This is a genomic window from Streptomyces sp. NBC_01408, from assembly GCF_026340255.1.
GTDB lineage: Bacteria > Actinomycetota > Actinomycetes > Streptomycetales > Streptomycetaceae > Streptomyces.
On sequence record NZ_JAPEPJ010000007.1, the window covers coordinates 1 to 10,610 of the forward strand.

A 10,610-nucleotide genomic window follows, 5' to 3' on the forward strand; every position below is an offset into this window, starting at 1 on the left:
TTCCGGGCAGTCGGCCACGCCGACTCCAGCGCGAGAGCGACCGTGCGCCGGCCCACCGAGTACTTCAACGCCAGCGCGCGACCGGACAGACCCGCGTCCCGTGCATCACGACGGATCGCGGCATACAACTCGACCTTGGAGCCGGGCACTGAAGTCCCCTCACGCTCGCTAGCACCCCGATGCTCCCACGACCAGCCCTCCACTGGAGCCAAATCCCGTCAACACGAACTCCACCCACGCGAGGTGGAGTCAGAACTCACCTTCCGACTGGAGTCACTTGTCGTCTATAGAGCCAGTCCAGTCATCCGGGGTCACGTACGTCTCCTCCGGACTCGCCGGACCGGACACGCTTGAGCTCGGGCTTGCCCCGCCCTTCGCCGGTGCTTGCGCCTGCGCATCTGCGTCGGTGTCCTCGATGCCGCCGAGCATCGCGTAGGCCGTCAGGATCAGGGTGGCGGCCAGCGCAACGACGGCCGCCCACGTGCCCTTGGTGTTCCAGGCCCCCCTGGCGCGCGACATGTCAGCCTCTCCGCGATGGCCTTATGTGAACTGGGCGTGCCATTAATTAAACTGACCCTACGTGAGACGAATAATGGTCCGGAGTCCAGCCCCGGGAATAGTGCCGAACGGAACGGAATGGCTGATTTCACCTTCCCCTTCTGACTGAATTCGGCTGCCCGCTGGCTGAGAACCATCCGTGTCAGAACGCACGCCATACCATCACGAGCCTGAGGGCCCTGGGCGGCAGGCTATTCGGGCGGCCTCAGAGTGCCACCCTCTCCAGCGTGTGCCGTCCACCTGCGGGCCTGGCACCCCGAGGCGCAGCACCTCCGAAGTCACCGGCATGCCAGTGGCGGCGTCACCTGTTCGCGTAGTCCTCCACGTAGGTGGCGATCAGCTGGAGCAAGGCGTCTGCCCGGTGCCGGTCCTCGCGCTGAGCGCGCAGTGCTGTGTCAGCGGCCCGGAGGCGGGCGAGGGCGGCCGGTTCACCGTCGGCCACATCCTCCACCACGGGAGTGGTGACCAGGTCCAGGCACTCGGTGAGCAGCCGCCGGGTGGCGGGGGCCGGTGTGCTGGGGTCGGGGTCGGTGTACCCGGTGGTCAGATAGCGAGCGGGATCGGAGAGGCTCCTGCCGACGACGGCGCCGTGCTGGACGAGGAGCGCTACATCGGGGGCGATGCCAATGCGGGCTTCCAGAGGTTCGTCCAGGACTTCGAGGTCGCGCAGACAGGTCAGCACGGCGTCCCCGGGGGTGCGGCACAGCACCGTGCACCTCTCATGCCGGAAATCCCGGGCCTCGTCGGTACGGAGCCCGCCCGGGCGTACAGCAGGAGTGAGGGGAAGGCGGGCGACTTCCTCGGCGGAGGCGGACTCCTCCGGGCGGTGGAGTCGTGCCCCGACCAGCTCTCGGCTGCCGTTGTCGAACCGGAGGATCTCAGGGGCGTCCCACAGCCGGTCCTGGCGCCGGACGGATTCCGCCGGATTGCGACGGGCGTTCGCGGGGAAGGGCCGAAGAGGTCCTGACCCGCCGACGAAAGTGGAGATGCCGTGCCCCTGTCGACCGCGGAGCGCGAGGCCTTCCTCGCTGAACCGCACATCGGATCGCTGGCCGTCGCCCGCCCCGAGAAGGACCGGGCGCCGCTCGTCGTGCCGGTCTGGTACGGCTACCGGCCCGGGGGCGAGCCATGGGTGCTGATCTTCGCTGATTCCGTCAAGGCCCGGCTGATGGCCGACACGGGCCGATTCTCCCTGCTGGCCGAACGTGTCACCCCGACCGTCCGCTATGTCTCCGTCGAGGGCCCGATCGTCTCCACCGAGGCCACCACGGACGACGAACACCGGACGATGGTGGAGCGCTACCTGCCCCCGGAGTCCGCCGCGGTATACCTGGAACGCGCGGCGAACGAAGTCGGCCGTCAGATCACTGTCCGAATGCGCCCCGAACACTGGTTCTCCGCTGACCTGGGCGCCGTCTGAGCCCGGGGGCCCCGCGACAGTGATCCTGCCGCGCCGCTCAGCGAAGATGGTGCGGCCCACCCCTACCAGCGGGGAGCGGTACGTTCAGCACACGAGGAGTGCCGCGCGGATGCGCGCTTCCGGCCCCGGCTCAAGTCCCGGCCACCGTCCTGTTCCTGGCACAAGCCCATGATCGCCGATGTCGCCCCCGGGTCGCCGGCATATCGCTTACGACGGTCTCGCACACCCTCAACGGGCTCGGCGAGGTCGATCCGCGGACCCGGCCGATCGTCACGCTGGCCTTCTCGTACGCCGTGTGGTGGTCGTCGCCGGACTCCTCATCCGGCGTCCACACCAGTTCCATTTTCCACTCCTGCCGCGGCGGGAGCGCAGCGATCCTCCTCTCCAGGGAGGACTGTCCGCCCGGCTCGTCGGCATAGTCGGCGTAGAAAGCAGCCGAGTCGGACAGGTACGCCTTGATGTCGGTGCCCAAGGAGCAGCGGCCGGTCCAGCCAGGTTTCTTCAGCGCCTCCACGGCCAGCTTTTCCGTCGGAGCGAGCCACGGCATCACGCCTTCGAGCGATGCCGTCGCTTCCTCCTTGTCGAACCCCATCCACGTGAGCGCCAGCCTCTAGCCGTCGACGCCCTGCTGAGGGAGGAAGCGTGAGGTTTCCATCAGGACGGGCAATGCCATCCGCGGGTCACGCCTCCATGGCGGGTACCGGGCGACTCTGCGGCAGCGGTGGCTGGCCTTCTTCGTCGAGCGCCGTCATCAGCCGCTCCAGTTCCCCAGCAGGAGTCGGGTCAGACCGGTCAGGTGGTCATCGTGCAGGGCCAGGTCCTGGCGCTCACCCACCATGACCTCCAGGGCTATGTCGGGGCCGAGAGGCCGGGCATCGAAGCTGATGCCGCTCTTCGCCCGCTCACCCGGGCGCTCCAAAATGCGCGCTCGCCAAGGGAGGCGCCTTCCCATCGCTGGCGAAGCTGGAGCTGGCGACTGCGGCCCCGGCTGGCGGAAAGCACTCGGAGCGTCCGTGTGCCGGGTTGCGTGTGGGCGGGCCGATGTACCGGTGCGGAACCTCGCCGGTCCCCCAGTTCAGCGAGCGGAAGGTCCTTCAGCCTGCGCTCGTACCGATCGTGGACTCGGTCTGAGAAGCGGCCGCAGTCCGGAATGGCAGAGCCGGCCGCGCGGCCTCTCGCCACCACCTCGACCACGCCGAACGCGGCCGTGACCGCCTCGACATCCACATCGTCGATCCCGGCGAACACCAGCGAGTCCCAGAACGGTGCATCAGTCTCCATGACCAGCACCATCACCGTCCACAACCGACAGCAGCAGCGGCCAGCAGATACCTGAGGGAGCGTCAATTCGGATCGTTGGACGACAAGGCGTACGCGGTCTTACCCGAACCCGTCTCCTCGCAATCGAACATCAGGGTAACGCTCCGCGACGACTCCCCAAGATCTGTGCCAGAACCAATTCTCGTGAACATCGGCGGGCACGTGGATCACCGACTGGCTCGCAGACCGCTGAACAAACGCCGCCCGTTGAAGTGAACGAAGCCACCCCTCTGAGCGCCTATCAGGTTGTCTCGCGACGGAGCTGCTGCGAGAACCTGTGCGGCGCTCAGAGAGCGCATACAACCGCTAAAACGGGGCTACTGCGGGCTGCCCGTGTGCTTCAGAAACGCGACAGCCGGTTGAAGGACGGAAGGAGCATACTCAGCACCTTCTCAGCCCGCGCCCCCCGCTTCGGGTCCGGATGCAGCACAGCGAAGAGCGCACAAAAAGTGACCAGTCCCAGAGGGACGAGGACGACAGAGCCAATAAGCCAAGTAGGCACGGACAACCCCAACGAAGTCGGTGGTGTCCCGCCGCCTACGTCTCGCCGACCCGAATCCGGCTTCGTAGTGCTGGGAATGAACGGCTCCAGAGTCATGATCGGCTTTGATTGGAATCGCTAGGGCTCGGGTCCGGCCGGCCCAGTGTGCGCGCCAGCCACCATTCTACGTCCATGGCCGATCCTCAAGGGGCCACTTGATGAACCACTGTTGCCGAGGCTTCCCCCCTGCCGCCGCAGAACGTACCCGCCCTCGGCAGCCAGGGAGGCGAGGAGCGCTACCCGACAGACCGGCCCGGCAAGGGCGGGTTTCGCCGCGCGGGCCCAAAACGTCACCGGAGGGGCCAGTTGTCCAGTGTCATCCAACCCAGTCGTCGTCTCATCGACGGCAGGCGACTGGCCTTTTGTCTCAACCAACGCAGTCGTCGCAGGTCAGCGGTTCGATTTGATGACACCACCTCCGATCCCTCTCGATCATCCTCGACCATCCACAGATACGGGTGGATTTCCTGCTGAATCGGACAAGGTGGCGTCGGCTGCTGAAGCGCTGCTGGCCGTAGGACGTGAGACCCATACGGGCCGTGATCAACTGTCGGTTGCAAGTCGGCGATGACAAAGCCCTGGCTTTGCGGCGACTGGATTGGGTGACACAGCCTGTTCCTGGAAGTGCCAGCTCCGCCGCGCCGATCGGCGATAGACGTCGAGCCGCTGACCTGCGACGACTGCGTTGGATGAGACGAGACGCCAGTCGCCTGCCTTCGATGAGACGACGACTGGGTTCGATGACAACGGACAGCCAGTGACGCGGGGAGAGAGGAGGTAGATGACCGCTGTCATCCAATCGAGGCCTTTGACAGCGAACCCAGTCGTTTCGGCTTTCTTGCCAGCGAACCTAGTCGTACGAGGTGACGCGCTGGGGGAGCTCAACCAGACGGCGTGACCGGAGACCACATGCCGAACCACTGCTCGGCGCCCCACTCCTCGAACCGTTGCACCTCGGTGAACCCCAGCTTCGCCGCGAGGCGCATCGAGCGGTCGTTGGCAGTCTGGGTGCAGAGCACCACCGGCTCGCCGGGAAGCGCGTCGGCGAACCAGCCGAGCGCCGCCGCGCACGCCTCGGCGGCATACCCGCATCCCCACGCCTCCGGCAGGAACATATAGCCGAGCTCGGCCTCCCCGGCGTCCGGACGGACATGCCCCGGATGCTCCGCGTCGCGCCGATCGAGCGTGATCGTGCCGATCATCGCTCCGTCGAGATCGATCACGAAAAGGCCAGAGCGCCGACCGGGCAGTTCAGGCACCGCGCGTTCGAGCTCGTCACGGGGTCGAGGGCCACCGAGGTAGGTGTGCACCTCCGGCGAGGCGAACAGTTCGATGAACGCCGCACGGTCCCGGGCATCGGACTCGCGAAGCAGGAGCCGTTCGGTCCTTATCGGGGCAGGTGGCCAGGCGACGGGTCCGAGCTCAGTCATGGCGGGCAACCTATCGCACACCCGTGAGCATGATCCGAAAGGCCCAGGCCAGAGATCTGATCGAGCCCTGTCATTCAACATAGTCGCCGCAGGTCAGCGCCCACCTATCGACTAACTTCACTGTCAAAGGACAGTAGAGCGCGCGGGTTATCTGGCAAGACTGTTCAGCAGACTGGCACCGCGGGGAGCCAGGGGCTCAGGCCCCTGTGCGTCGACTCAGGCGTCTTCCGTCAGGTGACGGACGACTGTGTCAGGACCAGGCGACATGAGCGTTTCGTGCCCGTCCTCGAACCGCACCCTGTAGGGCGGCGTACCGTCCGGGCCCAGCACCTCAACCACCTCTGCCGATCGGTCATGCTGACCGACCGTGCGGCCGTGAACCAAAAGGCGGTCGCCCACACTTGCTCGCATATCGGCTGGCTCCTCTCTGGGCGGGACAGGGAAGCCCAGCGCCTCCTTCGGCCGCTGAGCAGTGCTGCACGCCCAAGCCAATCAGATAGCGACCGGAGTATCACTGTCCGCCACGGAAGCGGATCGCGATCTGGACCTGTGCCACCGAAAGTCAGCCCAGGCGGCGGGTGAGCCGGACGAGCACCGTCAGTGGCCACCCGAGCCACGCCCCGGCGTCAGCCACGCCTCCCGTTTGAAAGCGGGCACGGTCCCGCGGTCGCCAGCGGTGGTCAGGCGCCCGGCGGGGCACCGCAGGCCCGCAAGGGCTGAGGAGCTACCGACCCGATGCCCCCAGCGCCGGCCCCGGGTCAGCGCCCGAGACCGCTGCCGCGGCTCTGGTCCGGCGCGGGCGGCTGGTAGGCGCGCTCGTCCTCGTACTGCTGGGCCTGGCGTGCGACCTCGGCTTTGGCCTGGGCCTGGCTGGCCCGGGCCCGTTGGGCGGTCTCGGTGCGCTGGCAACGGCCAGCGTCGCGACGGTTGCCCCCCGTCGGGGCCTCCGTGAAGGGCAGCGCCCGGGCATCCGTGGACGAACGCTGTGGAGCCTACGATCCCGAGCGCAGCCCCAGGACACTGTGCTGCACCACGCCCGCGGGAAGATCGCTCTTCCCCGAAGCCCGAGCAGTCAACTCCAACAGGCCGGCCCGGAGGTCAGCGGCGGGCTCACCGAGGACGATCGCGCTGATGACCAGCTCCAGCATCAGGCACTCGTAGTCATCGCCCGGGCTCCGGTAGCGCTTGCCATCGGCTTCCACCAGAGCAGAGGCGATCTTCCTCCCGCCACCAGGCGTGAGGGCGAAGGACACCGCATAGACGCAATGACCGGTCCAGCTCCGGTGCATGAAGAGGACGTCTTCTTCAGCGAAGACGTTCCACTTCTCGTCCATGTCCCGAGCTCGATATCCGCACCGGATCCGGTCCCAGTCTTCGTCCGTCCATACACGATCCGGCAGCTGAGGCACCGGCCTGGGCGTGCTGATCGGGTGGAGGCGCCGGAAGGACTCTCGGGTGAGCGGGGCATCGGCAGTCATGACGTGATCCTACGGAAGCGCCCTTCTGGCCGGACAGGGAATTAGAGGTCCTAACAAAGGCGTTGGACGTGTCGGTGGGTGATGAGGCAGGTGGCGAGTCCGAGGAAGGCTTCGTGGATGTCGTCGCGTCGTTCCCATCGGATCCGTAATCGGCGGAAGCCGTGGAGCCATGCGATGGTCCGCTCCACGACCCACCGGTGGATGCCGAGGCCGGAACCGTGCGGGACACCGCGGCGGGCGATCACCGGTTTGACGCCCAGCGCCCAGACGAGACGGCGGTATTTGTCGTGGTCGTAGCCACGGTCGCCGAGCAGGGTGTCGGGTCGGTTGCGTGGCCGTCCGACCAGGCCTGCGACAGAGGGGATCTTCTTCAGCAGGGGTATCAGCTGGGTGATGTCGTTGCGGTTGCCGCCGGTCAGTGAGACGGCGAGTGGGATGCCCTGGCCGTCGACGATGAGGTGGTGCTTGCTGCCCGGACGTGCGCGGTCGACCGGGCTGGGACCGCTTTTGGGCCCCGCCGAGCTGCCCTGACGTGGGAGGAGTCGATCACCGCCCTCGACCAGTCCAGCTTCTTCGCGACCCGCAGCTTCTTCAGCAGCACCAGGTGCAGTTGGTCCCAGACGCCGGCATCGTTCCACGCGGCCAGACGTCGCCAGCAGGTCATGCCTGATCCAAAGCCCAGCTCCTGCGGCAGGTACTCCCACTGAATCCCGGTATGCAACACGAACAGGATCCCGCAGAGGGCCTGCCGGTCCGGCACCCGAGGGCGTCCCTCCACCTGCTTCGGCGCCGGATCAGGCAGCAACGGCTCGATGAGCGACCACAGTTCATCCGACACGATCCATGGCCGCGACTGACGTTTCCCCACAGCCAGACCAACGACCATCCGAACCGAAAGTCACATGATCAACAGCTTCTGTTAGGACCTCTTACAGCCGCCGCGGCCGGCCCTCCCTCACATCGCGCGAGCCCCGGCTGGCGAGGTGCCTCGTGCGTTGGCGCCCCGCCTCCGCAGCTCGTACTCAGGGGCGGCCGACGGAGGTGTACCGGAATCCGATCTCGCGCAGGCGGGTCGGGTCGAGGAGGTTGCGGCCGTCGAAAAGGACGGGTGTGTGCATGGCGCTGTGAGCCTCCTTCCAGTCGATCTCGACGAGTTCGGGCCACTCGGTCACAATCACCGCGGCGTCCGCACCGGCGAGTGCCTGCTGCGGGGTCGGGAGGCGGGTGACGGAGTCCCACGGCTCCCCGGCGGCCGGGCGGGCGAGGGGGTCCCAGGAGCGTACGTGTGCGCCTTCGGCGAGCAGGCGGCTGGCGAGCACGGTGGAGGGTGCCTCGCGCATGTCGTCGGTGCCCGGCTTGAAGGCCATGCCCAGGAGGGTGACGTGCTTGCCTGCGAGGTCGCCCAGCTCGTCCTTGAGGTGCTGAATCGCGCGGCGCTTTTGGATGTTGTTGACGTTAATGACGGCGGTGAGGAGCTGGGGGTGGAAGCCGGTGTTGGAGGCCATCTGGCGCAAGGCCTCACTGTCCTTGGGGAAACAGGAGCCGCCCCAGCCGATCCCCGGGCGCAGGAAGTGGGCGCCGAGACGGTGGTCCATGCCGACGGCCCCGAGAACCTCGGTGACGTCGGCGCCGGTGTTCTCGCAGAGGGTGGCGATCTCGTTGGCAAAGCTGATCTTCGTTGCGAGGAGGGCGTTGGAGGCGAGTTTGACCATCTCGGCGGACTTGACGTCCATCGTGGCGACGGGGGCGTTGATGCCGGTGTGTAGGGCGGCGACCAGGGCGCCGGCGGTGTCGTTGTCCTGTCCGATCACGATGCGGTCGGGGGCCATGAAGTCGGTGATGGCTCGGCCTTCGGCGGTGAACTCGGGGTTGGAGACGTAGCCGACGTGGGAGAGCCCGATCTCGTCGAGCAGGGCGCGGGCGCGGGCGCCGGTGCCGACGGGGACGGTGGACTTCATGACGACGGCGCGCAGGTCGTGGGCGTCGGCCAGGGAGCGGACGACGGCAAAGACTCGCGAGAGGTCGGCGTCGCCGGAGGCGGAGGGCGGGGTGTCCACGCACACGTAGGCGATCTCGGCGCTGGTGACGGCCTCGGTGAGGTCCTGGGTGAAGGTGAGGCGTTCCTTGTTGCGGGCGATCATGTCGCCGAGGCCGGGTTCGTGGATGGGGACGTCGCCGGCGTTGAGGATGCGGACGCGTTCGGGGTTGATGTCCCGGACGGTGACGTGGTGGCCCAGCTCGGCGAGACACGCGCCAGTCACCAGGCCGATGTATCCGGCGCCGAACACCGCGATGCGTCGCTCTGCCATGGTCTGTCCATTCTCTTCGTACGGGTTCAGGCGGGTTGATCTCATCTGCCCGGATGGCGCCCTGATCTCGGGCGCCACCCTACTCGGCTGTGCTTGGACGCCCGGAATCGCGTCGCGGGGGGGCGACCCGGCGGGGCAGGTGGGCCGGGCCTTCAGGTGATTCAGGTCCGGGCGGCGAGGACTCGGTCGTAGATGTCGAGGTAGCGGGGGGTGAGAGAGCGCCAGGAGTAGCGGTCGAGGGCGAACCGGCGGGCTGCCTCGCCGCGGCGGGTGAGCTCTGCGGGGTCGGTGAGTGCCTGCTCGATGGTGGTGACGAGGTCGGCGAGGTCGCCGGGGGCGGGGAGCCAGCCGGTCGCGTGGGGGCCGTTGGTGGTGACGTAGCCGAGGGGGCCGCCGCTGGCGGAGGCGATCACGGGGGTGCCGGAGGCCATCGCTTCGAGGTAGATCAGTCCGAAGGGCTCGTCGACGGATGGGGCGGTGAGGAGGTCTGCGCAGTGCAGGCCGTCGATGAGGTCGCTGTGGGGGCGCCAGCCGGCGAAGTAGACGTCGTCGGTGATGTGGAGGTCGCGGGCGAGAGTATGGGGGTGGTCTCCCTCCCATTCGCCGGGGTGGCCTCCCAGGATCAGCAGTGCGGTGCGTACAGGGGTGCGATCGCGCAGGGCGGCGATGGCCTGCAGGAGGAGGTTGAGGTGCTTGAAGGCGAGGAAGCGGCCCATCCACAGCAGGAGTGGGCGACGGCGGCCCTGATCGTCGTGGAGCATGCGGCGGACGTCGGCGGTGGTGTAGCGGATAGTGCCGGGGCCTGGCCGGGGAGCCATCCCTGGGGATCGTCGACGAGCCACCGGTGGAGGGTCTTGTAGCGGTCGGCCTCGACGAAGGCCGCGGGCGGGGTGAAGCGGTCGGTGTCGACGCCGTTGGGCACCAGGTCGATCCGGCTGTCGGGGATCTCCACCAGCGACTGGGCGAGGGCGCGGTCCTGTTCGGAGATGACCACGATCCGGTCGCTGGCGCGGGCGTACGCGCGTAGGCGGTTCATCCAGTGGGGCGCCGGTCGTGCCCGCCGGCCGGGCCCGTGCTGGTCGCCCACGGCCTGGACAATGCAGCTGCCGCACTGGCCACGTTCCCGCTCCACCGGACCCGCCCGTACGGGGAGGACACCGTGAGCGTCGACATCGCCCACGACCAGCCCCCAAGCACAGGGCATCCGGCACGTCACCGGCTGCCGGACAACCCGGTGACCTTCGACGAGTACCGGCGGGCATGGGACCCCCGCACCGAGTACGTCACCACCCTGACCCTCCCGGCTGAGCTGTGCGCCGGCCTCGGAGCCGACTGGATCAACGCGCTTGCCAACCGGCAGGAGACCGCAGCATGACCACCACGAACACGGGCACGGGCACGGGCACGGCAACGGGCACGGGCACGGCAACGGGCACGGCAACGGGCACGGCAACGGCAACGGCAACGGCAACGGGCGGAGCCTGGCTGACTCAGCTGCGGATGAACACCCGGAACAAGAACGCACTGCGGGACCTGGCGGACGGCAACCAGCTG

The 10,610-nt window shown here is 67.8% G+C and carries 13 protein-coding genes and 1 pseudogene; 3 read left to right on the top strand and 11 right to left on the bottom strand.

What is annotated here, in order from left to right; all coding sequences use genetic code 11:
- Nucleotides 1–273: 273 nt before the first annotated feature.
- Complete coding sequence (locus OG447_RS32100; protein WP_266941171.1) at nt 274–519, bottom strand: hypothetical protein; 246 nt, start codon at nt 517–519, stop codon at nt 274–276.
- Between the two features lie 340 nt (nt 520–859).
- Nucleotides 860–1,267, bottom strand: coding sequence for a hypothetical protein (locus OG447_RS32105; protein ID WP_266941172.1), 408 nt, complete (start codon nt 1,265–1,267; stop codon nt 860–862).
- 282 nt (nt 1,268–1,549) lie between these two features.
- Between OG447_RS32105 and OG447_RS32110 the strand changes: the two genes are divergently transcribed.
- On the top strand, nt 1,550–1,978 hold the full coding sequence (locus OG447_RS32110; RefSeq protein ID WP_266941173.1) for a pyridoxamine 5'-phosphate oxidase family protein: 429 nt from the start codon (nt 1,550–1,552) through the stop codon (nt 1,976–1,978).
- A gap of 130 nt (nt 1,979–2,108) precedes the next feature.
- On the opposite strand, the gene OG447_RS32115 is transcribed toward OG447_RS32110, so the two are convergent.
- The 9 genes and pseudogenes from OG447_RS32115 to OG447_RS32395 form a co-directional block, all read right to left on the bottom strand.
- Nucleotides 2,109–2,570 (bottom strand): hypothetical protein, encoded by a 462-nt coding sequence (locus OG447_RS32115; RefSeq protein WP_266941174.1) that lies wholly within the window; start codon nt 2,568–2,570, stop codon nt 2,109–2,111.
- A 159-nt stretch (nt 2,571–2,729) separates the two neighbouring features.
- A complete protein-coding gene (locus OG447_RS32120) occupies nt 2,730–2,897 on the bottom strand; it encodes a hypothetical protein (RefSeq protein WP_266941175.1) in 168 nt (55 codons plus the stop codon).
- 1,823 nt (nt 2,898–4,720) lie between these two features.
- A complete protein-coding gene (locus OG447_RS32125) occupies nt 4,721–5,269 on the bottom strand; it encodes a GNAT family N-acetyltransferase (RefSeq protein WP_266941176.1) in 549 nt (182 codons plus the stop codon).
- Between the two features lie 216 nt (nt 5,270–5,485).
- Nucleotides 5,486–5,680 carry a DUF1918 domain-containing protein gene (locus tag OG447_RS32130; protein ID WP_266941177.1) on the bottom strand — a complete coding sequence of 65 codons (195 nt, stop codon included), beginning with the start codon at nt 5,678–5,680 and terminating at the stop codon, nt 5,486–5,488.
- A gap of 581 nt (nt 5,681–6,261) precedes the next feature.
- On the bottom strand, nt 6,262–6,603 hold the full coding sequence (locus OG447_RS32135) for a hypothetical protein (RefSeq protein WP_323181897.1): 342 nt from the start codon (nt 6,601–6,603) through the stop codon (nt 6,262–6,264).
- Nucleotides 6,604–6,797: 194 nt separating this feature from the next.
- Nucleotides 6,798–7,633 (bottom strand): IS5 family transposase gene (locus tag OG447_RS32140; protein ID WP_266941178.1). Its coding sequence is split into 2 segments (ribosomal slippage): nt 6,798–7,264 and nt 7,264–7,633, totalling 837 coding nucleotides; the frame shifts between segments, so codons are not numbered across the junction.
- Nucleotides 7,634–7,769: 136 nt separating this feature from the next.
- Nucleotides 7,770–9,056, bottom strand: coding sequence for a UDP-glucose/GDP-mannose dehydrogenase family protein (locus OG447_RS32145; RefSeq protein WP_266941180.1), 1,287 nt, complete (start codon nt 9,054–9,056; stop codon nt 7,770–7,772).
- Between the two features lie 161 nt (nt 9,057–9,217).
- Entirely contained in the window at nt 9,218–9,874 is a 657-nt protein-coding gene (locus tag OG447_RS32150; RefSeq protein WP_266941182.1) for a glycosyltransferase family 4 protein, read from the bottom strand.
- Nucleotides 9,875–9,963: 89 nt separating this feature from the next.
- Nucleotides 9,964–10,260, bottom strand: a pseudogene (locus OG447_RS32395) (glycosyltransferase); the annotation flags it as partial.
- Here OG447_RS32395 and OG447_RS32155 point away from each other — a divergent pair.
- Entirely contained in the window at nt 10,216–10,431 is a 216-nt protein-coding gene (locus OG447_RS32155) for a hypothetical protein (RefSeq protein ID WP_266941183.1), read from the top strand. The pseudogene OG447_RS32395 and the gene OG447_RS32155 overlap by 45 nt on opposite strands.
- Nucleotides 10,428–10,610, top strand: a 183-nt coding sequence (locus tag OG447_RS32160; RefSeq protein ID WP_266941184.1) for a hypothetical protein, incomplete at its 3' end; no start/stop codon positions are given. The genes OG447_RS32155 and OG447_RS32160, both read left to right, overlap by 4 nt.